Below are 24,646 nucleotides of genomic sequence, written 5' to 3' on the forward strand. Positions count from 1 at the left end.
GAAAATACCCTTAAATGCCGCAACACAAGTTACGGCGTATTGTGTGTGAAATAACTCTTTGACGGGAAAAATAAAAATTAATTAGCAGCTTTTTTAATGGCTGCAACAGCAGCTTTCAATACACCTAAACCATCAATCTTGCCGTACAGCCCTGAGTCGATCACCTCGACCGGTTTATTCGGTAACAGTCGTTGAATTTCGGGTAACATATAGGCGATTTGCGGTCCCAGTAAAACGACGTCGGCTTTCTGGCCTTTTTCGCCCGCCAGCGTCTCAGGAAACGCTTCAATCACCACAGGGACTTCATACTTTTCAGCTTGTGCACGCATCTTTGACACCAGAAGCGAGGTTGACATGCCCGCTGAGCAGAACAGGTAAATATGTTTCTTTTCCATCATAATTTCCCTCTTGTATGACTACCTGCCATCTTGCTATCACTCGACTCGCTGTCCCGGCAGACAGGTAGCTTGTGTATTGTTGTTTGTCGTTGGAGTGAGTATACGCAATGGTACAGACAGGGGATAATTCTGAACAGACTCAAATTGTCTCTCATTGACCTGGCTTGTTGACTCCCTTCACATTTCGGGCAAATAATTCGCGCAAAGAAATAAGATTTTTGTATGCATAAAAAAACCGACCCACTGGTCGGTTTGTTAACATCCTCAGATACGCAGGGTTACTACGCCTTAGGTGCCTGCGGATCGGTGTCGTATTCAGCACAGGTCTGATAGCCGGAGTTAATAACATGGCCGGTATCATCCAGGGCGACAAAGTAGGTCTCTGCCTTACCATCACGTTGACCCAGGATATAGGTCTGGCAGGTTCCTTTCGCATGGATCATGGTCACTTCAGAAGAAGGTTTACCGGCAATCGCAGCCACCTGCGAACGGGTCATGCCTTTTTTGACATCTTTAACCACTGGCTGTGTGAACTGATCTTTGGTGCGATCGTAAGCTGTACACCCTGCCAGCATAGTCAGTACTGCCGCTGCGCTAAGAATTCCTGCTACGTTCTTGTTCATATTCCGTCCTCTTGTTTATCAGCGTGTTATCTAAGCATGGAATAAAAAGTACGATTGTTCAACTTTGTGAATTACGCCAGACGAATTTCGGAAAATTCTAATAAAACAATGATAACCTGCTAAATCGCCGCAAATTAGCGCACTCAAAACTGTGATCCTTGTCGTTTCTCGCCCAAAGGGTTAGTTTTAGCAGTAAATACATTCGGTTTATGTTCTGCATATGGAGGGCATGATGGCTCTGCAACAAGAGATTATTCAGGCGCTGGGCGCGAAGCCTGCGGTAGATGCACATGAAGAGATCCGCCGCAGCGTGGATTTTTTAAAATCTTATTTAAAAACGAACCCTTTCCTGAAATCCCTGGTGCTGGGCATCAGCGGGGGCCAGGACTCGACGCTGACCGGTAAACTCTGCCAGATGGCCATTTCAGAGCTTCGCGAAGAGACCGGTGATGAGACACTGCAGTTTATCGCCGTGCGTCTTCCGTATGGCGTGCAGGCCGACGAGCAGGATTGCCAGGATGCCATTTCGTTCATTCAGCCTGACCGCGTACTGACCGTCAATATTAAAGGTTCGGTCCTGGCAAGCGAGCAGGCGCTACGCGAAGCCGGCATAGAATTGAGTGATTTTGTCCGTGGGAACGAGAAAGCCCGTGAGCGCATGAAAGCGCAGTACAGCATCGCCGGGATGACCAAAGGTGTAGTTGTTGGAACCGACCATGCAGCAGAAGCGATCACCGGTTTCTTCACCAAATATGGCGACGGCGGCACCGACATCAACCCCATTTTCCGTCTGAACAAGCGTCAGGGTAAGCAACTGCTGGCCACGCTGGGTTGCCCTGAGCATCTTTACAAGAAAGCGCCGACAGCGGATCTTGAAGACGATCGCCCTTCCCTGCCAGATGAAGCGGCGCTTGGCGTCACCTATGACAATATTGATGATTATCTGGAAGGTAAAAAACTGGATGAAGGTACCGCGAAAATCATCGAAGGCTGGTATCTGAAAACCGAGCACAAGCGCCACACGCCTATCACGGTGTTTGACGACTTCTGGAAGAAATAGAGCAAAACGGTAACCCGCATAATCTAGGCCGGGTAAGGCGCAGCCGCCACCCGGCTCTTTTTTAACCACCACACTCCTGCTACACTGTATACCTGAACAGTATAGGGAGTGGTATGTGAGCAGGCGTCAATCCGCCCCGCGTCTTGAGTTTGAAGCGGCGGCTATCTACGAATATCCCGAGCACCTTCGCCCATGGCTGGAGGCGCTGCCTAAACAGCCTGGCGTGTACATCTTTCACGGTGAGAGTAACACCCTGCCACTCTATATCGGTAAAAGCGTCAATATTCGCAGCCGGGTATTATCCCATCTCCGTACGCCGGACGAGGCCGCCATGCTGCGCCAGTCACGACGCATTACCTGGGTTCAGACCGCAGGAGAAATGGGCGCGCTGTTGCTTGAAGCCCGACTTATCAAAGAGCAACAACCGCTGTTCAATAAGCGCTTGCGCCGCAATCGTCAGCTTTGCTCCCTGCAGATAACCGCGGGCAAACCGCAGATTGTCTACGCACGTGAAGTCGATTTTTCACATGCCCCAAATCTGTATGGGTTATTCGCGAATAAACGTGCGGCACTCCAGGCCCTGCAAACGCTGGCGGATGATTTACAGCTTTGTTACAGCCTGTTGGGTCTGGAGGCAACCACCCGTGGGCGCGCCTGTTTCCGATCCGCTCTGAAGCGCTGCGCAGGTGCTTGTTGTGGGAAAGAAAGTGTTGAGGAACATCATGCCCGGCTTCTCAACGGGCTGGCGGCCATCAGTGTCGCCTGCTGGCCGTGGGAAAATGCCGTTGCCCTAAAGGAAGTGGGTGAAGCGATGACCCAGTATCACATCATCAATAACTGGCTTTGGCTGGGCGCCGTTGACAATGTAAACGACGCGGCAACCTTGCTACGCACACCCGCCGGATTCGATCATGACGGCTACAAAATACTCTGTAAGCCGGTATTAACCGGCAAATATGAGATCATTGTGCTGAGTGACCCGCCAGCCAGTTAATTTCACTGAACAATAAGGTGCCTTCAGACTCCAGCAGACGGAGAGTGTGGGTACCCTCTTCCCAGAATGCCCCCTGATCGGCGGTCAACAATTTATCCCCCAACTGCCACGCGCCGCCTAACACGAACACCACGCCGCCCCGGGAACCAAAGGTGGTAAAGGTACGATCGGCAACGCGTACTTTTGCCTGGCAGCAATCGCGCCGGGTCATGATGTTGAAATCCATTGCCATCCTTCCATCCGCCAGCAGTGCTTTTACCGGTAGATCGCCAGAAAAACTGTAAGGCTGATGCTGTTTCAGGGTATGACAGAATGCCTGACCGGCATCCAGCGTCACCTCTCCTCCCTCCAGTAACGTTATGACCCGATCAACACCGGGAAAAGAGGAGAATTCACCGTTACTGGCAATAGTCGCAATACTGGCACGCCAGTAAAAATCCCGCGTCGCGGGAGGAAAACAACAAATCTCTCGCGTTTCGCCAGCACCATTGCGCCAGAGACTGACCGGCATCTTACGGATATCAAAGAACTCCATCACCACTCCTGAATGGCACAACCTGTGCCAGGGCAAGGATATTGCTATCGTTGCTGTCTTGTTTGTTATCGTTAGGGTTTCACAGACACAGTATCGGCAGCAGAGCGGGCAGGCATTAACTGAACGTTAATAAAAATTCTAACGCCATGACTCTACAAACATTCTCTGAAGCGACTACAGGAGCATACCGCGCTCGCGGTGGCAGACAAGAGGGAAGGAAAGAAAAACCGCCGGTCCTGTCCACAGCGATAGCGCTTTTGTGGACAGGATCCCGGCGGTCTTAAGATGTTGAACCGATTATTCGGTTGGTGCTGGCATTTTACCTTCCATCGCCGGACGTTCTGTCAGACGCTTCTCAAAATTCGCATTAAATTGTTTTTTCTGTTCCGGAGTCAGAATGTTGTAGATCTTATTCTGGGTTTCCATGTGAGCCAGCATGCGGGCTTTGTGCTGCTCAGCCATTTTGTCGATCTGCGCTTCAGCTTTCGCCTTATCGAAACTATCGCTGGCGATGATGTCATGCATTGCGCGACGCTCTTCAAGCGGAGGACGTTTCATCTGGTCGCGTTCGCCTTTCCTGATATCGCGGATCTGCTGCTTCTGCGCATCCGTCAGATTCAGATCTTTAAACATCATCATCTCGTTGTGCATACCCGGCTTGCCTTTATGATGCATCATCATTTTGCCTTCAGTTGGCGCGGCAGCGGTGGTGGTCGTATCTGCGGCGAACGCCATGCTGGTAGCGCCCAGAGCCAGGGTAGAAGCAACAAACAGTGCAGTAAGTTTACGCATAATTTATTTCCTTTCTTTCAGTTATTCTTCGGCGCTATGCCGTGTTGACGAGATTAACTTTACGGGCTTTATCGTCAATTAGTCAGAGCAACGGTAAAACAATGAAAGTGTAAAAAACAAATTTTCGTCAAATGTGGAGGAAATAAGGATAAAGCGTGGAGAGTTGCAACAAAAAATAAACAACACGATGATTTTAAAGAAATTAAGCATGAGTATAGCGAAGTGAAGATTAATAATAAAGCAATTCACCAGGAATATTCTGCAAAAGAAGTGCGAACGCTTTAATCGTTAAGAAAAGGTTTTTGCTTCCCCCCTCAGAGGATGAGAGGGGAAATACTCAGGAGATTTTTTCCAGCATCAATCCGGCTCGCAAACCAAACGCCACCGACGGGTTAGGAAACAACACATATTCGGTTGTCTTCTGTACTTCATAACGATCCTCACCATCTTCGGCCAACAGGACGCCTTTACGGAACGGGGTAAAGTTGAGCGTATGTGCAGCCATATGAAGCAGGAAGGCATCGCTGCGGCGAGTGATCTGCTGCACGACCCGATACCGTTCAACGGGCTGATGCGCGTGCTCAGGAACCGTTCCTCCCAGCAGCGCCCGAAGAGCGAGATGCGTAGGTGCAAAGCGAGTCAGATCGTTCTGGCCGAACGGGAGTGCTTTTCCCAGCTCCAGAGTACACGACAGCGCAGCGAAACGTTCGCAGGTAAAGTGAGTAAACGTTCCCCCCGGTGACTGATGAAAGACCAGCGCCTCCAGTCCGGCGTCCCCCAGCCAACTCAGGAACGCTTCATCCCACGGCTGATGACGCTGCGGCAGAACACCAAAGCGAACATGGTAAGACGCGCGGATCGCCGTATGCAGATCCAGATGCCAGCGCGCAGGCCCCGCAGCGGCAAAAAACGCGCTCACGACGTTCTCCAGCCACTCTGCCCGCGCCGTTTCGTCACTCTGTGGAAATTGCGACCAGCGGCCACCGAACATACGGTTAATATCACTCACCAGATACCGTTTGTTTTGTGCCAGCGCTGGCGGGTTGCCGAGCACCACCAGCACACGACACTTAAGGGTGATATCTCCGCGATACAACGCGCGCAACAGCAGATCGACAATCTCAACGGGTGCCGTTTCATTCCCATGAATCCCCGTTGAGAGCAGCAGTGACAGATCGCTTTTTGCGGTCGGCGTCAGCTCAAGCACTCCGCGCCCCAACCAGCGCCAGTGGAATGAGGGCCCCTCCCCCTCACTTTGCTCAGGTGTTTCATCAGCCAGGGTCAGCACCAGTAGATTTTCCATACTCACTCCTTTAGCGCTGGAACGGATAAACCGATCCCAGTTGCAGGATTGATGTCAACGCGTCTAGCGCCTCACGACCTTCGCGCAGCAGTTGAGGGTCGACCAGGTCGGCCTGCGTTAACCGGTCACGATAGTAACGATCCACCCAGTCGTTCAGGGTGTTAAACAGCGTTTCGTTCATCATCACTGCCGGGTTAACGGCCTGCATTTCATTGTGCGTCAGTACCACGCGCAGGCGCAGACAGGCTGGACCACCGCCGTTGGCCATACTTTCACGCAGGTCAAAGACGCGCAGTTCGTCAATTGGGTTATCGGCCTTAACCAGGTCTGACAGATAACGCCACACCCCTTTATGATCCCGGGACTCTTGCGGCAGCACCAGCATCATGCTGCCATCGTCACGGCTCAACAGCTGGCTGTTGAAGAGATAGGTTTCCACTGCATCCTGCACGCTGACCGCCTGCGTCGGCACCTGAATCGGCATAAAACCCGGCACGCGTTCATGTAACGTAGCGAGCAGCTTCTCCTGATGGGCAAACGCCTGCTCATGGCAGAACAGTACCTGGCGGTTGGAGACGGCAATCACGTCGTTGTGAAACACGCCCTGGTCAATCACCTGTGGATTCTGCTGGGCAAAAATCACCTGGGAAGGATTGACCTGATTCAGGCGGGCAACGGCCTGACTCGCCGCCAGCGTCTGACGGGCCGGATAGCGGACGGGTTCGGAATGACCGCCCTCCTCACGCCCGTAAATAAACAACTGCACACCAGGGTCGCCATAATCACCTCCCAGCCGGTTATGGTTGGCAGCCCCTTCGTCGCCAAACATCGCCACCTGTGGCAGAGCCTGATGCACCGCAAAATGGTCGTCATGACTGAAAATGGCGCGCAACACGCGCTCGGTGGTTTCCGCTTCGGTGGCGCGGTGGAATTTGTTGTTCAGGTTCGCCACCGTCAAATGGACTTTTCCATCCAGCGTATCGGCTGACGGTGCGACGGTTGCCGCGTTGGCCACCCACATTGATGAGGCAGAGCTTGCCGCAGAGAGCAGATGCGGTGTCTGTGTACCCGCTTTTTCAACCACCTGCTCATCGCTGCCGGTGAAGCCAAGTTGACGCAACACTGCCACGTTTGGGCGCTCTTGCGGCGGAATAACCGCCTGCGGGAAACCGGCATCCGCCAGCGCTTTCATTTTTAGCAGCCCCTGTTTCGCCGCCAGTTTCGGGTTGGAGACCTGAAAACGATGCTTCGTCGAGGCTTCATTACCAAAAGAGAGACCCGCATAGTGGTGCGTCAGCCCCACCAGCCCGTCAAAGTTGACTTCACGCGCTTTCATGACGATCCCCTCCGGTAAAGTCCAGACCCGGATTGAGCGTTTCCGGCAGCGTCAGCGCCGGGGTTTCCAGGCTTGCCATCGGCCACGCGCAGTAATCCGCGGCGTACCACGCGCTGGCACGATGGTTGCCCGATGCCCCCACGCCGCCAAACGGTGCGGTGCTCGCTGCACCGGTCAGCGGTTTATTCCAGTTCACAATCCCGGCGCGCGCTTCCAGCAGCAGCCGATCAAACTTCTCGCGATGCGGCGAAATCAGCCCGCTCGACAGGCCGTAACGGGTGTTATTGGCCATTGCAATCGCCTCATCAAAATCGTCGTAACGCCAGACGCACAGCAGCGGACCAAAGACCTCTTCGTCCGGCACGTTGCTCGCCCCGCTCATCTCAACGATGCCCGGCGTAAGCAGCGAGGCACCCGGCTGAACCTGCTTCGGTTCGAGCAGCGTTTTCGCGCCGCGCGCGACGTGATCCTGCCAGGCCTTCAGCACATTCAACGCCGCCTGCTCGGAAATCAGACCGCCCATAAACGGCTGCGGGTCGGCATCCCACGTTGCAGGTACCAGACGCGCGCTCACTTCAACCAGCCGTTTCAGGAAGGCATCCCCCTGCGCACCACGTTTTACCAGTAAGCGACGGGAACAGGTACAGCGCTGTCCGGCGGTAATATAGGCGGACTGAATGGTCAGATGCACGGCAGCGTCAATATCGTCAGGATCTTCCACGATTAGTGGATTGTTACCGCCCATCTCCAGCGCCAGAATTTTTTCCGGCTGCCCCGCCAGCTGGCGATGCAACTGATAGCCCGTTCCGGCGCTGCCGGTAAACAACAGACCGTCAATATCGCTCAACGCGCTCAGCGCCTGACCGGTTTCACGCCCACCCTGTACCAGATTCAGCACGCCTGGTGGCAATCCAGCTTGTTCCCACAGCTTCACCACCGCCTCACCGGTTAATGGCGTTAACTCGCTCGGTTTGAAAATCACTGTATTGCCCGCCAGCAGTGCGGGCACAATGTGACCATTCGGCAGATGCCCCGGGAAGTTGTACGGACCAAACACCGCCAGCACGCCGTGCGGACGGTGGCGCAGCGTGGCCGCACCGTCCGGCATCACGGTGTGCTGTTCACCGGTACGGGTGTGGTAAGCCTTCACCGAAATGGCAATTTTGTTGATCATCGCCGTCACTTCGGTTGTTGCTTCCCAGCGCGGTTTACTGGTCTCAGAGGCGATGATGCGCGTCAGTTCGGCTTTGTTCACCTCCAGCAAACCGGCAAACTTTTCAACAATGGCCTGACGCACGGCGAAAGGCTGTTTTGCCCACGCCGGAAACGCGCGGCGCGCGGCATGACAGGCTTGTTCAACCTGCGCGACGCTGGCGTCATTCCCTTTCCAGAGCACCTCTTTTCCTACCGGATTGGTCTTTACGCGCTGTTCGCCTTCGCCCGTGACCCAGTCACCGTTAATCCATAATGTCATGCTGTTTTCTCCTCAGGGCAGAGACGCACCAGGCGAACCGTATCGCCGGCGTTACATTTCAGGGCATCCAGTTCTGCAGCCGTCAGCACCAGACGTTCACATTTCGGGTTGGTACGCACCAGCATGGCGCGGAAGTTGGTGTAATTCTCGTTCGACACCAGACATGCCGGCCAGTCACCCGGCGCAGGCTGACCTTCAGCGACCTCAACCAGCCGGCTTTTACGAATCGCACGCACGCGGTCGATATCGCACTCAAGCGTTGGCCCGCCGTCAAAGATGTCGACATAGTTACGGTAGCGGAAGCCCTCTTTCTCCAGCACCGCGCGGGCGGGCGCGGTTTGCGGATGCACTTCGCCAATCACCGCCTGCGCTTCCGGGGTTAAGAAATGGGTATAGATAGGATGCTTCGGCATCAGTTCGGCAATAAACGCTTTCTGACCGGTACCGCAGAGATAGTCCGCCCGGCTGAACTCCATCGAGAAGAAGCGCTCGCCCAGGCTCTCCCAGAACGGTGAGTAGCCGGTGTCGTCGATCACGCCGCGCATCTCGGCCACTACCTTTTCGTTAAAGCGATCGCGGAAGGCGGCCATAAACATAAAGCGTGATTTAGAAAGCAGGTAACCGTTGCCCTCTTTGCGCCACGCCGGGTCGAGGAACAGCGTGCAGAGCTCGCTGGCGCCCGTGTGGTCATTACAAAGAAACAGCGTCGGCAGCGCGTTATAGACGTTCAGCTCTTTCGAAGCATGAACCATCGTGCCGACGCGATAGTTGTACCACGGGTCGTTTAACCCAACAGCCACTTCGATGGCGCAAATCCCGGCAACAGCACCGGTGTCGGTATCTTCAAGAACGAACACATAACCCTGTTCGCTTTTTGGCAACGTCCCCTGCCAGGTGTGCAGGGCGCGCTCAATGCGCGCCGACAGTGTTTTTTCGTCGGCGGGAAGTGAGGTCAACCCACCTCCCGTCTTACCGGCAAGCTGCATGAGCCCGGCGAGATCGCCGCGCTCAACGGGACGGATGACCATCATGATGACACCCCGGATTTCACATGTTCGCAGGCCAGCGCAAAGCGATCTAAACCAGTTTGCACCTCTTCCTGGCTGACAATCAGCGCAGGAGCAAAACGCACCACGTTGGCACCGGCAATCAGCACCATTACGCCCACTTTTGCCGCTTCCTGTGAAATAAGTTTAGCTTTTCCGGCAAACTCGGCGGTGAGCTCGCAGCCGATTAACAGCCCCAGACCGCGAATTTCTTTGAACAGGCCGGTCTTACTGTTGATGGCATTCAGGCGTTCAACAAACCAGTCGTGACGCTGCTTAACGCCTTTCAACACCTCAGGGGTGTTAATGATGTCGAGAACCTGTCCGGCCACGGCTGTGGCCAGCGGGTTACCGCCGTAAGTGGTGCCATGGGTCCCCACGGTCATCACGCTGGCGAATTTATCGGTGGTCAGCATTGCCCCAATCGGGAAGCCGCCGCCCAGCGCTTTGGCAGTCGAAAGGACGTCCGGCGTCACACCGTAGTGCATGTAGGCATACAGTTCACCGGTACGGCCCACCCCCGTTTGCACTTCATCAAAAATCAGTACCGCATTATGACGATCGCACAGTTCGCGCAGCCCCTGCAGGAACGCTTTTTGCGCCGGAAGCACGCCACCCTCGCCCTGCATCGGCTCAACAATTACCGCGCAGGTGGTGTCGTTGATCAGCTCGCTGGCTGACTGGAGATCGTTATAGATACCGTGACGAATATCGGGTGGCAGCGGTGCAAAATCCTGCGAATAAGAAGGCTGACCGCCCGCGCTGACGGTAAAGAGCGTGCGACCGTGGAAGGCGTTCTTAAACGCGACAATACCGCTTTTGTGCGTGCCAAACTTGTCGTGTGCATATTTGCGCGCCAGCTTCAGCGCCGCTTCGTTCGCTTCTGCCCCCGAGTTACAGAAAAAGACTTTTTCGGCAAATGTTGCGTCGATCAGTTTTTTCGCCAGACGCAGAGCGGGCTCGTTGGTAAACCCGTTGCCTGTATGCCAGAACTTCGCCGCCTGGTCATTCAGTGCCTGACGCAGTGCCGGATGAGCATGGCCCAGCGCGTTCACCGCAATCCCACCTGCAAAGTCGATATACTCTTTACCCTGCTGGTCCCACAGGCGTGAGCCTTCCCCACGAACCGGAATAAAAGCCGCCGGAGCGTATACTGGCATCATCCATTCATCGAAATTTTCACGCGTAATTGACAGAGACATAGCGACCTCATCCGGTAAATAAAAAGTTATTTGAATGTTAAATAATTGAGTGTTTGCACTGTGAATGTAGATTGCAGCCTTCGTGCCAGCCAGCGATAAAAATGCATAAACGGGTTGAGCCAACAGAATATCAATAAGTTACAACATGGAGTTATTCACTATTAGCGCATAAAAAGTGAATATTTTTACGACAGGCGGCGCTTTGCCGCATGAAAATAAGAAAGAGTATGCAGAGGCCAAATATAATTCTGGAATTGTGATCGCTCGCGAAATTTATCTGTCATTTATGCCCTGTTTGAGGGCGATACGCGTCAGAATGGTGCAAATATTGCACCACTGGCATTATCTGTCGCAGTTATTGGTCAATCCCCGTAACAGTTGACGCAAATTCTGCTACCATCCATGCACTATTCACCTTGCACTGGCAGCGACTATGAAATTTGTCTCTTTTAATATCAACGGCCTGCGTGCCCGTCCTCATCAGCTTGAAGCTATCGTTGAGCAACATCAGCCAGATGTGATCGGCCTGCAGGAGACAAAAGTTCACGACGACATGTTCCCCCTCGAAGAGGTGGCGAAACTCGGCTACAACGTCTTCTATCACGGACAGAAAGGCCACTATGGCGTTGCGCTGCTCACTAAAGCGCCACCGGTATCCGTCCGCCGCGGCTTCCCTGGCGATGGTGAAGAAGCACAGCGTCGCATTATCATGGCGGAAGTGCCTTCTGCACTCGGGAATATCACGGTCATTAACGGTTACTTCCCGCAGGGTGAGAGCCGTGACCACGAGACAAAATTCCCGGCCAAAGCAAAGTTCTACCAGGATCTGCAGGACTACCTGACCACCGAACTGAAAAAAGAGAATCCGGTGCTGATCATGGGCGATATGAATATCAGCCCGACGGATCTCGATATCGGTATTGGCGAAGACAACCGCAAGCGCTGGCTGCGTACCGGCAAATGCTCCTTCCTGCCGGAAGAGCGTGAGTGGATGGCGCGTCTGCTTGACTGGGGTCTGGTGGATACGTTCCGCAGTGCCAACCCGGAAACACAGGACCGCTTCTCCTGGTTTGACTACCGCTCAAAAGGCTTTGATGACAACCGTGGCCTGCGTATCGATCTGCTGCTGGCCAGCTCGCCGCTGGCAGAGCGCTGCATTGAAACCGGTATCGACTACGATATCCGCAGCATGGAAAAACCGTCCGATCACGCGCCGGTCTGGGCAAAATTCAAGCTGTAATCACGTGTGAACATTCGAAAAAGACTCTTCCTGTGCGCCCTTCTGGGCGCATTTATTCTGACATTTATCGCGCTTCCTCCGGGCACACTTTCCCTGGATGGAATTAAAACTCACCAGCAGGCGTTACTCTCTCATGTTGAACACGCGCCGCTACAAAGTGCGCTGATCTTTTTTGCGCTCTATGTGGTGGTTTCCGCCCTGTCGATACCCGGCGCGGCGATACTGACCCTGCTGGGTGGTGCGCTGTTTCCTCTGTGGGAAGGCACCATACTGGTCTCGTTTGCCTCAACGCTTGGTGCCACGCTGGCGATGCTCGCCAGCCGTTATCTGCTGCGCGACTGGGTCCAGCGGCGGTTTGCTCAGCAGATGAAAACGGTAAACGCCGGCATGGCGCATGACGGCGCGGGCTACCTTTTTGCTCTGCGTCTGATGCCGCTGTTCCCGTTTTTTCTGGTGAATTTGCTGATGGGTCTTACCCGCATTGGGCTACGTCGTTACTGGTGGGTCAGCCAGCTCGCCATGCTGCCCGCCACGGTTGTCTTTCTGAACGCCGGGCGCGAGCTGGGAAAAGTGTCAACGCTGCGCGATATTTTGTCGCCGGGTATGGTATTCGCCTTTACACTACTGGGGTTATTACCGCTGGTCACACGCCGGCTATTTACCCGTTATACCCCTTCGTCTAAAAAGTGAGGCATTATGCGCCGTGTGCGTTTTTGCACGTTTCTGACCAGCCTGCTGCTGGCAACCCCTTTGTATGCCGCAGACAGCTGGCAATCCATCCAACAACTAGCCAAAGGCCAGACGGTCTGGTTTAACGCCTGGGGCGGCGATCCGGCGGTAAACCGCTACCTTGAGTGGGTAAGCGGTGAGATGAAAACGCACTACGCCATTACCCTCAAAATTGTCCCACTGGCAGATGCCGCCGATGCGGTAAAACGTATTCAGACGGAAGCCAGCGCTGGACGTAAGACCAACGGATCAGTCGACCTGCTGTGGGTTAATGGCGAAAATTTCCGCACATTAAAAGAGGCTAACCTGCTGCAAACCGGATGGGCAGAGTTGCTACCAAACTGGCGCTATGTCGATCCCCGCAAACCCGTAACGGAAGATTTTGCTGTTCCCACTGACGGGGCGGAATCGCCGTGGGGCGGCGCGCAGCTGACCTTTATCTCACGCACAAAGAGCATGCCGACGCCGCCGGAGGATCCGCAGGCGTTGCTGGCTTACGCGCGGCAGTATCCGGGTAAAGTCAGCTATCCTCGCCCGCCCGATTTTACCGGGACGGCGTTTCTTGAGCAGTTGCTCCTGACACTTACCACACAGCCGGATGCGCTGCAAAAGGCACCCGATAACACCTTTGCCCAGGTAACAGCCCCGCTTTGGGATTACCTCGACAAACTCCACCCACTCCTGTGGCGCGAAGGCAAAGACTTTCCCCCTTCGCCAGCACGTATGGATGCCCTGCTTGCCAGCGGCAGTCTGAACCTGTCGCTGACCTTTAACCCGGCACATGCGCAACAAAAAGTCGCCAGTGGTGAACTGCCAGCCGACAGCTACAGCTTTGGTTTTCACACCGGGATGATCGGTAACGTCCATTTTGTCGCCATTCCGGCTAATGCCAGCGCGAGCGCAGGTGCGAAAGTGGTCGCCAATTTCCTGCTTTCACCGCAGGCGCAAATTCGCAAGGCTGACCCGGCTATCTGGGGAGACCCGAGCGTACTGGATGTAAAATTACTCCCCGAAGGTGAAGCGAAACAGTTGCAAGCCCACACGCCTGAAGGGCTACCGAAGATACTGGCTGAGCCGCAATCGGCCTGGGTTAACGCGCTGGAGCAGGAATGGCTGCGTCGTTACGGCACCCGTTGAGTTGGCTTGTCTGGCTGGCAATGGCGGCCATCTATCTGCCGATCCTGCCCGCTGGTGCGATGCTGCTCGCCCCGGCATTTTCGGTGACTCACTGGCAGTCGCTGCTTAACGACCCGCAACTGCCTCAGGCGACCGTCGCCACGCTGGTCTCAACGCTCATTGCGACGCTGGGTTCCTTGCTAATCGCCCTTTCCCTGCTGGCGCTTCTCTGGCCCGGCAAACGCTGGCGGCGTCTCAACACGCGCCTGCCGTGGCTGTTAGCCATTCCCCACGTGGCGTTCGCCACTAGCGCTCTACTGCTATTCGCGGAAGGTGGTCTTTTTTACCAGGTCTGTACCGTCTGTACACCTGTGCTGGACCGATACGGTGCAGGGCTGGGCCTGACGCTCGCCGTCAAAGAGAGTGCGTTTGTGCTGTGGGCTATTTACGCCGTACTGCCGGAAAAACGTCTTGCACAGCAAAAAGTTGTGCTGCAAACCTTCGGTTATGGACGTTTTCAGATACTCAACTGGCTGCTCCTTCCGGCTATCGCCCCAGTCCTCGGGGCGGTGATGCTGGCCGTTCTTGCATGGTCAATTTCGGTCGTGGATGTGGCAATCGTTCTTGGGCCAGGCAACCCTCCCACGCTGGCCGTGCTGGCCTGGCAGTGGCTCAGCCAGGGCGACGCACAACAACAAACAAAAGGGATGCTGCTATGCCTGCTCATCCTCCTGCTGTTGGCTGCACTTGCCGCGCTGGGTTACGGTGCCTGGAAGGCATGGCGTCGCACGCTTTCGGATCTGCCGGGGACGCGTCGCACGTCTCCTGTCCCACTGCCCGAGCGGTCGATAAGCAGGCTGTTACCCGCGTGCGGCGTACTTTGCGTAGCAGTACTGCTGATGCTGGTACAGCGGGACGAGATGGGCTCCCTGGGTACCAGCCTTTCCTTCGGCCTGCTTTCCAGCCTGATTGCCCTGGTCCTCATTTTTCTCTGGCTTGAATGGGGGCCGCAGCGAGGTACGTTGTGGGTGTGGTTACCCCTCGCCCTTCCGGCGCTACCGCTCGTCACCGGGCAATATTTTATTGCGTTGCGACTGGGTATCGACGGGCAGTATGTCGCCGTGCTCTGGAGCCATCTGCTGTGGGTGTTACCGTGGATGCTGCTGGTGCTGCAACCCGCCTGGCACAGGATCGATCCCCGGCTTATCCTTACCGCCAGAACGCTCGGCTGGCGACGGGTAAAAATCTTCTGCCTGCTGAAATGTCCCCTGCTGGTGCGCCCGGCTCTGCTGGCTTTTGCCACCGGTTTTTCCGTCAGTATGGCGCAATATATGCCAACGCTCTGGCTGGGCGCGGGCCGTTTCACCACGCTCACCACGGAGACCGTCGCACTCAGCAGCGGGGGCAGTATCCCGGTTCTGGCTAACCGGGCGCTGGGGTTATTGCTGGTCACGGGCATGGTGTTCGGCCTTGCCGCACTGCTATCACGGCTCGCGGGCCGCTATCGTCAGGGATTACGTTAATGCTGAAGGTAAACGATCTCACCATCGAACCGCTTTTCCGCGAGGTCAATTTCTGTGTGCCTCGCGGAGAGATTGTCACCCTGATGGGACCATCTGGTAGTGGGAAATCGACCCTTTTTGCCTGGATGGTGGGCGCGCTGTCCGACGATTTCCAGGCCCAGGGCGAGTTATGGTTAGACGAGCGCCGCTGCGACAGGCTTCCTGTAGAATCCCGCGGGCTGGGTATTCTCTTTCAGGATGCCCTGCTGTTTGACCACTTCACTGTTGGTCAAAATTTGATGCTGGCATTACCCGAGCGGATTGTCGGACGCGCACGGCGGGATGCGGTCGAGCAGGCCCTGAGTTCCGCCGGGCTTAAAAACCACTACGCCAGCGATCCGGCGACTCTCTCCGGCGGGGAGCGTGCCAGGGTCAGTCTGCTGCGGGCACTGCTCGCTGAGCCGCAGGCGTTACTGCTCGATGAACCGTTCGGGCGCCTCGACAAAACGCTACGCGCGACGTTTCGGACATGGGTGTTTGACGTTGTCCGGGCACGCGGCATACCGGTTATTCTGGTCACGCATGATGAGGAAGACATTCCACCCAGCGGTGAAGTGATTGCGATTTCTCGCTGGCAATAATGTGCTAACGCAATGTTTTACATTTCGGGAGAGACGACAATGCCCCCCTCTTTTACTGACGTCAGGTTATACGATGAAACGTGTTTCTCAACTGACCGCGCTGGCTCTGTTTTGCAGCCTCGCTTCCCTTTCCTCTCTGGCGGCTGAAATGCCTGACACAATGACGCTGTCTCAGCTTCAGGAACAGCACGGTGCGGTGATCGACACCCGTGCCAGCGCCTTTTATAACGGCTGGCCACAGTCGCTAAGCGGCACCTCCGGCCATGAACCTGCCGCGCTCAATCTTTCAGCCTCCTGGCTTGACGCAATGAGCGACGAGCAGATTGCTATCTGGGCAAAACAGCATCACCTTACGCCCGCAACCTCCCTCGCACTCTACGGCGGCGATAACACAAACCAGGCCGTGAAAGCCCATCTGGAGAAATCCGGATACACTCATGTTTCGCTTCTCAGCGATGCCCTGCAAACGCCTGCTCGTCTACAGCGCCTGCCTCACTTCGAGCAACTCGTCTACCCACAGTGGATCCACCAGCTCCAGCAGGGTAAACCCGTCACTGCCGTTCCGGCGGGAGACTGGAAAGTGATCGAAGCTGCCTGGGGTGCGCCGAAATTTTATCTGCTGAATCACATTCCCGGTGCGGGCTACATCGACACCAACGAAGTGGAAAGCGAGCCGCTGTGGAATAAAGTCTCTGACGACAAGCTGAAAGCGATGCTGGCAAAGCACGGTATCCGTCATGACACCACGGTCATTTTGTATGGCCGTGATGTGTATGCTGCCGCGCGCGTGGCGCATATTATGCTGTATGCAGGCGTGAAGGATGTCCGTATTCTCGATGGCGGCTGGAAAGCGTGGTCAGATGCGGGTCTGCCCGTCGAACGCGGTATGCCTGCAGAGGTGAAACCTGCCGCTGATTTTGGTGCGCCGATCCCCGGTCAGCCGCAGCTGATGGTGGATATGGAGCAGGCGCGCGGGATGTTACATCGCAAGGATGCCTCGCTGGTCAGCATTCGCTCGTGGCCGGAGTTTATTGGCGAAACCAGCGGCTATAGCTACATCAAACCGAAAGGTGAAATTGCCGGTGCCCGCTGGGGTCATGGCGGAAGCGACGCCACTCACATGGAGGATTTCCATAACCCGGATGGCACCATGCGTAGCGCCGACGACATCGCCAGCATGTGGAAAAGCTGGAATATCCTGCCGGAACAGCATGTCGCATTTTACTGCGGTACCGGCTGGCGAGCCTCTGAGACCTTTATGTACGCCCGGGCGATGGGCTGGAAGAACGTCGCCGTCTATGACGGCGGCTGGTACGAATGGAGCAGCCACCCGCAAAACCCGGTCTCAACCGGCGAGCGCGGGCCCGAGAGTTCCCTCTAAGAATTGAGTGACTTCAACGTCACATAACCGCTCCAGATGCGCGTTGTGGTGGTCAGCCAGCACAACGCGCCGAATACCCACGCGAAAAGCGTAAAGTGCGCCGGAAACAGGCAGCACAGTACAAACAGCGCAATGGTCTCTGTCCCTTCTGTTAAACCACCGATGTAATAAAACGATTTGTGCGCGTAGCCCGGGTTGTCGATATCGTGTTTCGCCGCCAGCGCGGCGAAGGCCAGAAAGCTGCTGCCGGTGCCGATAAAGGCGAACAGCAGCCAGGCGGCGGCCAGCGCATTCTCTTCGGGAGCTGCCAGTGCAAAGCCAAACGGCACCAGGGCATAGAACAGAAAATCGAGAGCGATATCGAGAAAGCCTCCAGAATCCGTCAGCCCTCTCCTCCGTGCCAGCGCGCCGTCCAGACCATCCAGCAGGCGGTTAAATACGATGGCGACAAGCGCGGCAAGATACCAACCGAGGGCCAGAAACGGTAGCGCCAGCACGCCCACGGTAAACCCGGCCACGGTTAATCCGTCGGGCGTAATACCGGGTTTATCCAACCAGGCCGCCAGCCGGTTAAGGGCAGGCTTTACCCGAGGATGGATATGTCGATCAAGCATGCGGCTTTCCTTTTAACGTGTCGCACAGTCCCTGCGCCGGGATATCGAGAGCGGCGTTGAAGCGGGCGGAGAGATTTTGAAACGCAACCAGTGCCGTCATTTCGGTAATCGTCTCATCGGTGAAAAGACGTTTGAGGTCGCGTTTGAGCGCCTCATCCACCTGCGGCGGCGTGGCGGTAACGGCCTCAGCGTAGGCCAGCGCCGCGCGCTCCTGCTCATTGAAAAGCGCGGAGTCACGCCAGTGGCTGACGGCCTGGACTTTATCCAGCGCGCCCACGCGTTCGGCAAGGCGCAGACTGTTGGCATCAATACAAAAAGCACAGTGGCATATCTGCGACACCCGCGTCATCAGCAGCGAGCGCAGCACGGGCGTCAGGCGTGCATGACGCCGTTCGAGGAAACCGACAAACAGCGCCACCAGCCAGAAAAGACGCGGCATACGCCCCCACCATCGCGTGGGGTTAAGCACCACACCGAAGTGTTTTTTCTGCATGGCGGCAATCGGTTTTAAACTCGCCGGAAGGGTTGAGATGGGCACTACCCAGGTGGAGGTTTCTTTCACCTGATTCTCCTGATGACTGGACTCTGACAAAGGGCAAGATAATATGGTGGTTTTCGCTTTCAAGTATTGACGACCATGCTTAAAACAGTCGATGTCGTTGCGGCAATCATCGAAAAAGACCATAAAATTTTACTCGCGCAGCGCCCGGCCCATGCTGACCAACCCGGTATGTGGGAATTCGCTGGTGGAAAAGTTGAAGCCGGAGAGACACAACCCGAGGCGCTTGTCCGTGAGTTGTGGGAGGAGCTCGGTATTCAGGCCCAGCCGGGGCAGTATGTGGCAAGCCATCAGCGGGAAGTTTCGCAGCGGTTAATCAACCTTCATGCCTGGCACGTTCCCGCGTTTAGCGGTGATCTGACGGCGCACTACCACAGTGCGCTGGTGTGGTGTACGCCTGAAGAGGCGTTCGACTACGCCCTGGCCCCCGCGGATATTCCCCTGCTGGAAGCCTTTATTGTTTTACGCGACGCCAGACCAGCGGGTTCGTGCTGATCGTGCGCTCATCGCGCTGGCACTGCAACAGGACGCCATCCGCCTTCACTACAGCCCCTTCCGAATAGTTCTGATCCTGATAGATGCAGCACTGATTACAGGGCTGGGCACTTTGCCCGCTGGAGCTAAAGACCTCCGGCGGCACATTCACCTGAACATCCGGGCGAATACGGTCAGCCTGGGCACCTGCGGTAAACATCAAACATAACGCGGTCATCACGTAACGGTTCATAGACTTGCCTTCCTGTTGTGTTCTGTTAACAACTATAACGGTTAACCGAAGCAGAACCTTTAATTTATCTCGTCATCGCTTTTTGTTATGACGCGCTGCGTATGATTAATTTCCCTTTCCGCATGAATTTCTGCTTGCCTGACAAAGCGGTGCGGGTGGTATAGTCAAAAAAACAACACAAATCGCATAAGCAATAATCATAAAACACCATAAGGGGTTCTTATATCTATGGATCAGACACGTTCTCTGGAAAGTTTCCTTGCCCATGTTCAACAGCGCGACCCGCATCAGAGTGAGTTTGCGCAGGCCGTACGTGAAGTGATGACCACTCTGTGGCCCTTCCTTGAAGAAAACCCGCGTTATCGTCAGATGTCTCTGCTTGAGCGCCTCGTAGAGCCAGAGCGCGTGATCCAGTTCCGCGTGACCTGGGTGGATGACCGCAATCAGGTCCAGGTCAACCGCGCGTGGCGCGTGCAGTTCAACTCCGCCATCGGCCCGTTCAAAGGTGGGATGCGCTTCCATCCTTCGGTGAACCTGTCGATCCTGAAATTCCTTGGCTTTGAGCAGACGTTTAAAAATGCCCTAACCACCTTGCCAATGGGCGGAGGTAAAGGCGGAAGTGATTTCGACCCGAAAGGCAAAAGCGAAGGCGAAGTGATGCGCTTCTGTCAGGCGCTGATGACCGAACTCTATCGCCATCTTGGTCCGGACACCGACGTCCCGGCGGGAGATATCGGCGTGGGTGGCCGAGAAGTGGGCTTTATGGCCGGAATGATGAAAAAACTCTCCAACAACAGCGCCTGCGTCTTTACCGGCAAAGGTCTGTCGTTTGGCGGAAGTCTGATCCGCCCGGAAGCGACCGGGTACGGCCTGGTTTACTTCACTGAAGCCATGCTCAAGCGTCACGGCTTAGGCTTCGAAGGCATGCGCGTCGCGGTATCGGGCTCCGGCAACGTGGCGCAGTACGCAATTGAGAAAGCAATGCAGTTTGGCGCTCGCGTGGTGACCGCCTCTGACTCCGGCGGTACGGTGGTGGATGACGCGGGCTTTACGGCTGAGAAGCTGGCGCGCCTGTGTGAGATCAAAGCCAGCCGCGACGGGCGCGTGGCGGACTATGCCCGGGAATTTGGCCTGACCTGGCTGGAAGGCAAGCAGCCGTGGGGCGTGCCGGTGGATATCGCCCTGCCGTGTGCCACGCAAAACGAACTGGACGTCGACGCCGCACGCACGCTGATTAGCAACGGCGTGAAGGCGGTGGCTGAAGGCGCGAATATGCCGACCACCATCGAAGCGACCGATCTGTTCCTGGAAGCAGGCGTGCTGTTTGCACCGGGTAAAGCGGCGAACGCGGGCGGCGTGGCGACATCAGGCCTTGAGATGGCGCAAAACGCCGCACGTCTCGGCTGGAAAGCAGAGAAAGTGGATGCGCGTCTGCACCATATCATGCTGGATATTCACCATGCGTGTGTGGAGTACGGCGGTGAGGCATCACAAACCAACTACGTGCGCGGCGCGAATATTGCCGGATTCGTTAAGGTGGCGGATGCAATGATTGGGCAGGGTGTGATTTAAGTTTTTCGCCGGGTGGCGGCTACGCCTTACCCGGCCTATAAACTCATGCCGCGCTCTTCTTCTTTTTAAAGGGTTTCTTCGCGCCAGCACCTGGCGCAACCATCCCTCGGAACCGCTTCACCGGCGTGCTGCGCGCCTGATCGATCAGCTGATAAAGCGTCCCCACCAGCGGCTGCATAAAGTCCTGATAGCGGCACTGCTTTTCGCTGATTTGCGTCAGCACGGACTCCCAGTGCGCCGTCATGTCTGGCCTTGCCGCCAGCTCAGGCAGCGAATGAATCAGTGCGCGTCCAGGCTCCGTTGAATGGATGTAACGCCCTTTTTTCTCCAGAAAACCGCGCTTAAACAGCAGTTCTATAATACCTGCACGCGTTGCTTCGGTACCCAATCCGTCGGTTGCTCGCAGGATCTTCTTCAGATCTTTATCCTGCACAAAACGGGCTATTCCCGTCATGGCTGAAAGCAGCGTCGCATCCGTGAAATGGCGTGGCGGCTGGGTTTGACGTTCAACCACTTCGCCCTTCTCACACAGCAGTTCGTCATCTTTGGCGACGACAGGCAGCGGCGTGCCGTCGTTCTCTTCATCACGCTCTTTGTTCCCCAGCAGCGTACGCCAGCCTGCTTCTGCAAGGAAACGCGCTTTGGCGACAAACTTGCCTTTGGCAATCTCCAGCTCAATAACGCACTTGCGGAACACCGCGTCCGGGCAGAACTGCATCAGGTACTGACGGGCAATCAGGTTATAAACCTTCGCTTCGTTATCGGTCAGATTGACGTTGCTGGCGCGCGCCGTCGGGATAATCGCATGGTGAGCATCCACCTTTTTATCGTCCCAGCAGCGGTTATGGGTATCCGGGTTCACCGCCGGTTGCGGCAGCAGATCCGGCGCGTGGACGCTAATCGCGTTCATCACCGCATGACGTCCGGCAAAGTGCTCTTCCGGCAGATAACGGCTATCTGAACGCGGATAAGTGATCAGCTTGTGGGTTTCGTAGAGCTTCTGGCAGATGTCCAATACGTTCTGCGCGCTGAGACCAAAGCGCTTCGCGGCCTCGATCTGCAGGGCTGATAGCGAGAATGGCAACGGCGCAGGTTCTGATTCCCGTTTATCGTTATAGCTGGTGACAATTGCAGGTTGACCGGTGATCCGGTTAACCACATGATCCGCGAGCGGACGGTGCAGCAGTCGCCCCTCTTCGTCCTGATACGATTCACAGGCATCGCTCGGCTGCCAGACAGCGGTAAAGCGTTCGTCTTTAGGCGTGACGATATGCGCTTTCACTTCAAAGAAATCTTTGGCGACAAAGTTCTCAATCTCCTCGTCGCGACGCACAACAAGCCCCAGCACCGGCGTTTGCACACGGCCCACAGAGAGCACGCCCTGATAACCCGCGTTACGCCCAAGAATGGTATACGCACGGGTCATGTTAATCCCGTACAGCCAGTCCGCACGGGCGCGGGCCAGCGCGGAGACGCACAGTGGGATAAACTCGCTGTTGGCGCGCAGACGGGAGATCGCTCGTTCAACGGCCTGCGGGTTGAGATCGTTAATCAGGCAGCGCTGCACCTGCTGACGCTTTTCCGGTGCCAGTTCCAGATAGTCCAGCACTTCATCGACCAACAGTTGCCCTTCTCTGTCCGGGTCACCCGCGTGGACGATTTCAGTGGCCTCATGCAGGAAGCGCTTGATCACGTTGAGCTGTTTGGTGACCGAAGGCCGGGGTTGCAGGCGCCATTTCTCTGGCACAATGGGCAGATCGTTCAGATTCCAGCGGGCATAGCGGCTGTCGTAGACATCCGGCTGCGCCTGCTCAAGCAGGTGACCAATACACCAGGTGACCACCTGCCCGTTGCCACATTCGATAAAGCCATCGCCTTTGCGATGCGGTTTAGGCAGCACATCGGCGATGGCTCGCGCCAGACTCGGCTTTTCGGCAATAAACAACCGCATCGAATTAACGGATCTCAATCATCGGTCGGCCACCGCGCGCGGTCACCAGCTCACCGATCGCCGTCAGGGTAATACCAAATTCGGCGGCAGTCGCCTGTACCTCTGCTTCGGATTCCGGTGTGACCGCCAGCAGCAGGCCGCCAGAGGTTTGCGGATCGCACAGCAGGTTACGCCATTCTTCAGGCATCTCGCCCATCAAATGACCATAGCTGGCGAAGTTGCGCTGAGTACCGCCCGGGACCGCGCCCTGAGCAATATACTCTTCCACGCCAGGCAGCTTCGGCACATCCTGATACCAGACCTGCGCCTGCACGCCCGCCCCCTGACAGACCTCGGAAAGATGCCCCAACAAACCAAAGCCGGTCACGTCGGTCATCGCCTTCACGCCGTCAATGTTGGCGAAAGCCGCACCGGCGAGGTTCATCTGGCACATGACTTCCGTTGCCAGCCCTTTGTGCTCCGGTTTGAGCAGGGATTTTTTCTCAGCGGTAGTGAGTACGCCAATGCCCAGCGGCTTGGTAAGGAACAGTTTGCAGCCGGCCTGCGCAGTGCTGTTGCGCTTCACGCGTTCAGTAGGAACCACGCCAGTGACGGCGAGGCCAAAAATAGGCTCAGGCGCATCAATCGAGTGACCGCCGGCCAGCGCAATCCCCGCCTGCTGGCAGGCAAAACGCCCACCCTCGATCACCTCGCGGGCAACTTCCGGCGGGATGGTGTTGATCGGCCAGCCCAGAATAGCAATCGCCATAATCGGCTTACCGCCCATGGCGAAAATATCGCTGATGGCGTTGGTGGCCGCAATGCGCCCAAAATCGAACGGATTGTCGACAATCGGCATAAAGAAGTCGGTGGTACTGATAATGCTGGTGCCGTTACCTAAGTCATAAACTGCAGCATCGTCGCGCGTTTCATTGCCGACAAGCAGGTTCGGGTCGACAAACTTCGCCTGTTCACTGTGCAGGATGGTCTCCAGCACTTTCGGGGAAATTTTACAACCGCAACCGGCTCCGTGGCTGTACTGCGTTAAACGAATGGTTTGCTCGCTCATGGACGTCTCCTGTCATCTCAATCGCGCTATGGTAGCGCTCATTCCATAAAGAGGTAAGTATGACTGTCTGAATTCTGCGGCAGATGCTCAGAATCCAGACAGTTTAGCGTGCGTTATCAGAAACGGCTGACGAAAGGCGTGGTGTCCGGCACGCTGATGGTGCTGGAGGCTTTAAGCTGTGGAGTGCCGAGGTAGAGGAAACCGACAATTTTGTCATGCTCACCGCAATCAAAACCGTCACGAACCACCGGGCTTTCGGTTAATGCACCGGTGCGCCAGATACCGTTAAACCCTTGCGCGACGGCAGCCATTTGCATCGCCATCACCGCACAGCCTGCGGACATTTCCTGTTCCCAGACCGGCACTTTATGGTCTGGCTGGCATTTTGCCACGACGGCGATGATCATCGGTGCGCGGAACGGGGCACTGCGCGCCTTGTCGATACCTTTCTCATCCTGTCCGGCGGCAATCGCGCCCTGCTCCAGCAGCTGGCTGAAACGATCGTGGCCTTCGCCTTCAATCACAAAGAAGTGCCACGGCTGCAGCGTGCCATGATCCGGGGCACGCATGCCGGCACGCAGAATGTTCTCCAGCTGCTCGCCTGCCGGGGCAGGTTCGGCCAGACGGGAAGCGCTACGGCGGTTAACAAGCAGTTCGAGTGCGTCCATTGGTTAACTCCTTTCTTGAAATTTACTCACAAAATTAACACGACGGCAGATTTTGTTACAGCCTGGCAGGCGATTCCTGCTGACAAGTGGCGGTTGGGTCATTACGATAACCCAACATTACCGTCCAGTGGCGAC

Annotated in this window: 25 protein-coding genes; 10 read left to right on the top strand and 15 right to left on the bottom strand. The window is 55.9% G+C overall.

Annotated features, from left to right (window positions below):
* Window positions 1-77: 77 nt before the first annotated feature.
* Together chbB and osmE are read right to left on the bottom strand one after the other, a co-directional pair.
* On the bottom strand, window positions 78-395 hold the full coding sequence (chbB, locus tag AC0XWG_RS20910) for a PTS N,N'-diacetylchitobiose transporter subunit IIB (RefSeq protein WP_014883474.1): 318 nt from the start codon (window positions 393-395) through the stop codon (window positions 78-80).
* A gap of 284 nt (window positions 396-679) precedes the next feature.
* Window positions 680-1,021, bottom strand: a complete 342-nt coding sequence (osmE, locus tag AC0XWG_RS20915; RefSeq protein WP_008500677.1) for an osmotically-inducible lipoprotein OsmE — start codon at window positions 1,019-1,021, stop codon at window positions 680-682.
* A gap of 232 nt (window positions 1,022-1,253) precedes the next feature.
* Between osmE and nadE the strand changes: the two genes are divergently transcribed.
* Both nadE and cho read left to right on the top strand, forming a co-directional pair.
* Complete coding sequence (gene nadE, locus AC0XWG_RS20920; protein ID WP_108090159.1) at window positions 1,254-2,081, top strand: ammonia-dependent NAD(+) synthetase; 828 nt, start codon at window positions 1,254-1,256, stop codon at window positions 2,079-2,081.
* A gap of 115 nt (window positions 2,082-2,196) precedes the next feature.
* Window positions 2,197-3,075: an excinuclease Cho gene (cho, locus tag AC0XWG_RS20925; RefSeq protein ID WP_032666814.1), complete on the top strand. Its 879-nt coding sequence runs from the start codon at window positions 2,197-2,199 to the stop codon at window positions 3,073-3,075.
* Here the strand turns inward: cho and ves are convergent.
* The 7 genes from ves to astC form a co-directional block, all read right to left on the bottom strand.
* Window positions 3,044-3,610, bottom strand: coding sequence for an environmental stress-induced protein Ves (gene ves / locus AC0XWG_RS20930; RefSeq protein WP_028017207.1), 567 nt, complete (start codon window positions 3,608-3,610; stop codon window positions 3,044-3,046). The two genes, cho and ves, sit on opposite strands and share 32 nt — an antisense overlap.
* A gap of 297 nt (window positions 3,611-3,907) precedes the next feature.
* The gene (gene spy / locus AC0XWG_RS20935) at window positions 3,908-4,402 is read right to left on the bottom strand and encodes an ATP-independent periplasmic protein-refolding chaperone Spy (protein ID WP_028017206.1); all 495 of its coding nucleotides are present in this window, start codon (window positions 4,400-4,402) and stop codon (window positions 3,908-3,910) included.
* 337 nt (window positions 4,403-4,739) lie between these two features.
* Entirely contained in the window at window positions 4,740-5,705 is a 966-nt protein-coding gene (astE, locus tag AC0XWG_RS20940) for a succinylglutamate desuccinylase (protein ID WP_475681007.1), read from the bottom strand.
* Between the two features lie 10 nt (window positions 5,706-5,715).
* Entirely contained in the window at window positions 5,716-7,041 is a 1,326-nt protein-coding gene (astB, locus tag AC0XWG_RS20945; protein WP_049007829.1) for an N-succinylarginine dihydrolase, read from the bottom strand.
* Window positions 7,028-8,515: a succinylglutamate-semialdehyde dehydrogenase gene (gene astD / locus AC0XWG_RS20950; RefSeq protein WP_475681008.1), complete on the bottom strand. Its 1,488-nt coding sequence runs from the start codon at window positions 8,513-8,515 to the stop codon at window positions 7,028-7,030. Before astD ends, astB begins: the two co-directional genes overlap by 14 nt.
* The gene (astA, locus tag AC0XWG_RS20955; RefSeq protein WP_028017202.1) at window positions 8,512-9,546 is read right to left on the bottom strand and encodes an arginine N-succinyltransferase; all 1,035 of its coding nucleotides are present in this window, start codon (window positions 9,544-9,546) and stop codon (window positions 8,512-8,514) included. The genes astD and astA overlap by 4 nt, the downstream gene beginning before the upstream one ends.
* Window positions 9,543-10,763 (bottom strand): succinylornithine/acetylornithine transaminase, encoded by a 1,221-nt coding sequence (gene astC / locus AC0XWG_RS20960; protein ID WP_049007831.1) that lies wholly within the window; start codon window positions 10,761-10,763, stop codon window positions 9,543-9,545. The genes astA and astC overlap by 4 nt, the downstream gene beginning before the upstream one ends.
* 433 nt (window positions 10,764-11,196) lie before the next feature.
* On the opposite strand from astC, the gene xthA reads away from it, so the two are divergent.
* From xthA to AC0XWG_RS20990, 6 genes are all read left to right on the top strand, one after another.
* Window positions 11,197-12,003, top strand: a complete 807-nt coding sequence (gene xthA / locus AC0XWG_RS20965; RefSeq protein ID WP_032666813.1) for an exodeoxyribonuclease III — start codon at window positions 11,197-11,199, stop codon at window positions 12,001-12,003.
* Window positions 12,004-12,009: 6 nt separating this feature from the next.
* A complete protein-coding gene (locus AC0XWG_RS20970) occupies window positions 12,010-12,693 on the top strand; it encodes a TVP38/TMEM64 family protein (protein WP_028017199.1) in 684 nt (227 codons plus the stop codon).
* Window positions 12,694-12,699: 6 nt separating this feature from the next.
* The gene (locus tag AC0XWG_RS20975; protein ID WP_475681009.1) at window positions 12,700-13,869 is read left to right on the top strand and encodes an ABC transporter substrate-binding protein; all 1,170 of its coding nucleotides are present in this window, start codon (window positions 12,700-12,702) and stop codon (window positions 13,867-13,869) included.
* Entirely contained in the window at window positions 13,842-15,371 is a 1,530-nt protein-coding gene (locus tag AC0XWG_RS20980; protein WP_475681010.1) for an ABC transporter permease family protein, read from the top strand. The genes AC0XWG_RS20975 and AC0XWG_RS20980 overlap by 28 nt, the downstream gene beginning before the upstream one ends.
* Window positions 15,371-15,991: an ATP-binding cassette domain-containing protein gene (locus AC0XWG_RS20985; protein WP_475681011.1), complete on the top strand. Its 621-nt coding sequence runs from the start codon at window positions 15,371-15,373 to the stop codon at window positions 15,989-15,991. The genes AC0XWG_RS20980 and AC0XWG_RS20985 overlap by 1 nt, the downstream gene beginning before the upstream one ends.
* A gap of 73 nt (window positions 15,992-16,064) precedes the next feature.
* Entirely contained in the window at window positions 16,065-17,372 is a 1,308-nt protein-coding gene (locus AC0XWG_RS20990; protein WP_475681012.1) for a sulfurtransferase, read from the top strand.
* Here the strand turns inward: AC0XWG_RS20990 and AC0XWG_RS20995 are convergent.
* The gene (locus tag AC0XWG_RS20995; RefSeq protein ID WP_028017194.1) at window positions 17,369-17,986 is read right to left on the bottom strand and encodes a CDP-alcohol phosphatidyltransferase family protein; all 618 of its coding nucleotides are present in this window, start codon (window positions 17,984-17,986) and stop codon (window positions 17,369-17,371) included. The two genes, AC0XWG_RS20990 and AC0XWG_RS20995, sit on opposite strands and share 4 nt — an antisense overlap.
* Entirely contained in the window at window positions 17,979-18,548 is a 570-nt protein-coding gene (locus AC0XWG_RS21000) for a carboxymuconolactone decarboxylase family protein (protein ID WP_108090171.1), read from the bottom strand. Before AC0XWG_RS21000 ends, AC0XWG_RS20995 begins: the two co-directional genes overlap by 8 nt.
* A gap of 75 nt (window positions 18,549-18,623) precedes the next feature.
* On the opposite strand from AC0XWG_RS21000, the gene AC0XWG_RS21005 reads away from it, so the two are divergent.
* Window positions 18,624-19,040, top strand: coding sequence for a pyrimidine (deoxy)nucleoside triphosphate diphosphatase (locus tag AC0XWG_RS21005; protein ID WP_108090172.1), 417 nt, complete (start codon window positions 18,624-18,626; stop codon window positions 19,038-19,040).
* Here the strand turns inward: AC0XWG_RS21005 and AC0XWG_RS21010 are convergent.
* Window positions 19,000-19,272 (bottom strand): YnjH family protein, encoded by a 273-nt coding sequence (locus AC0XWG_RS21010; protein ID WP_028017191.1) that lies wholly within the window; start codon window positions 19,270-19,272, stop codon window positions 19,000-19,002. The genes AC0XWG_RS21005 and AC0XWG_RS21010 overlap by 41 nt on opposite strands.
* Window positions 19,273-19,500: 228 nt before the next feature.
* Here AC0XWG_RS21010 and gdhA point away from each other — a divergent pair, with 228 nt between their 5' ends.
* Complete coding sequence (gene gdhA, locus AC0XWG_RS21015) at window positions 19,501-20,844, top strand: NADP-specific glutamate dehydrogenase (protein WP_475681013.1); 1,344 nt, start codon at window positions 19,501-19,503, stop codon at window positions 20,842-20,844.
* Between the two features lie 43 nt (window positions 20,845-20,887).
* Here the strand turns inward: gdhA and AC0XWG_RS21020 are convergent, their stop codons facing one another.
* From AC0XWG_RS21020 to AC0XWG_RS21030, 3 genes are all read right to left on the bottom strand, one after another.
* Window positions 20,888-22,795, bottom strand: a complete 1,908-nt coding sequence (locus AC0XWG_RS21020) for a DNA topoisomerase III (protein WP_028017189.1) — start codon at window positions 22,793-22,795, stop codon at window positions 20,888-20,890.
* Window positions 22,796-22,799: 4 nt separating this feature from the next.
* Window positions 22,800-23,843 (bottom strand): selenide, water dikinase SelD, encoded by a 1,044-nt coding sequence (gene selD, locus AC0XWG_RS21025; protein ID WP_028017188.1) that lies wholly within the window; start codon window positions 23,841-23,843, stop codon window positions 22,800-22,802.
* A gap of 116 nt (window positions 23,844-23,959) precedes the next feature.
* On the bottom strand, window positions 23,960-24,511 hold the full coding sequence (locus AC0XWG_RS21030; RefSeq protein WP_475681014.1) for an NAD(P)H nitroreductase: 552 nt from the start codon (window positions 24,509-24,511) through the stop codon (window positions 23,960-23,962).
* Window positions 24,512-24,646 lie beyond the last annotated feature (135 nt).

This window comes from Enterobacter sp. DVT3837 (genome assembly GCF_056238685.1).